Genomic DNA, 1,355 nt, shown 5'->3' with positions numbered 1-1,355 from the left:
ATAGCGCCGGAACTGCGCCCGCAGGTCGGCCAAGACCTGCTCGCCCTCGGACAGCGAAGCGGGGTCGGACGGGGATATGGACGACCCACCTATCGCGAGCTGCGGGCAGGTCGGCTGAGCGCCTTCGTGAGAGGGCATCGGGATGTCGGCTTCCAAGGGGCGGCTCCTTCACTGACGGTCGCCGGCAGGGGCGACCAGGTATGGAAAACGGGGCGGGGAATCCGGCAGCGCCGGTGTGCGTGGACAACACAGCCACACCTGGTGCGCGAAAGTCCAGACTTGGTTCTGAAACCATTCACGACTTTTTCGGCAACCCCATGACGGTAGAACCGAAATCCCGGTTGACGAAATCGCCCACCAGAATTCGTCGACACCGCCATCGCTCACAGCAGACAGGGAAACGCTTCCCAAGCGACCGGCGCGCAAGCTACAACACACCAATGCCGCCACGCCCCCTCGAAATCGGACCCGCCGGACAGGCCGCCGCACAAGCCGTCGAGCGCATCCGCACCGCACGCTGTCACTCCCAGCGCCAGCTCCCCGCCCTGGTCACCGCGCGCGGCCGACCCATGACTTTCACCGCGCTCTCCCGCATCGAACGCACGGTCCGGCGCTGCGACATCGACGATCTCGTCGCCATCGCCGCCGCCCTTGACGTCTCCCCCTGCGCGCTCCTCGGCGGTCCCGCCGAGCCCCTGGAGTCGGTCAGCGCGGGCGCAACATAGCCGACGATCGCCGGTTACCCAAACCGGCGATTCTCTGGACCATTGATGCTTCCCGGGACGCCCGCCGTGCCGATCCCTGCCAGAAGTCTGGCCAATTTACGTGAGGAGTCGTTGCGCCGACCACCTAAAACCCCGGAGTGCAGAAATCCAAGAAGTGCACGCGGGTGGATTCCGGCTGCTGGCCATGCGCAGTTCGCCCATTCTGTCGTGGACTCGAAATTCCCGCAGAACGGCCAGTGCCGCCTGTACTGCCCCTGAACGAACCCGACCCGGTTGGAATTGCTGCCGATTCCACCGAGCCGCGAAAGGACCCCGCTTGCCCCACATGGCCACCACCCCTGCCCGCATACAGCGCCCGCACGCTGACACCCCCCTGTCGCGCCTCTACCTCCCCGAGGACATCGCGGCCGTACTCGGCTGCTCCACCTGGTGGGTCAAGGACCGCGCCCGCCGACGGCTCATCCCCTTCACGCGCGTCGGCCGTGCCTACCGCTTCTCGGACGAGCACCTAGCCGAGATCATTCGCATGCACGAAGAGCGTCCCGCCCAGGCTCCGCAGCACCCTGGCGTCATTCCCGCCCCGATTCGGAAGCCGCGCACCCGGCAGCAACCCGAGACGGATGTGCCGAC

General features: G+C 66.7%; 2 protein-coding genes. Both read left to right on the top strand.

Translation table 11 applies throughout. From position 1 onward, the window contains the following. Positions 1-440: 440 nt before the first annotated feature. Positions 441-725, top strand: coding sequence for a helix-turn-helix domain-containing protein (locus ACZ5CR_RS44670; protein ID WP_468869271.1), 285 nt, complete (start codon positions 441-443; stop codon positions 723-725). A 325-nt stretch (positions 726-1,050) separates the two neighbouring features. Further along, positions 1,051-1,355: DNA-binding protein (locus ACZ5CR_RS44665; protein ID WP_468869269.1), on the top strand; the 305-nt coding region annotated here is incomplete at its 3' end.

It is taken from the genome of Streptomyces sp. NPDC031274, from assembly GCF_055570235.1.
This window is presented reverse-complemented; position numbering and strand designations above follow the sequence as displayed.

What these genes read in the sequence shown, in the direction of transcription:
- ACZ5CR_RS44670 (WP_468869271.1), top strand. Translation starts at nt 441, where the DNA reads ATGCCGCCACGCCCCCTCGAAATCGGACCCGCCGGACAGGCCGCCGCA.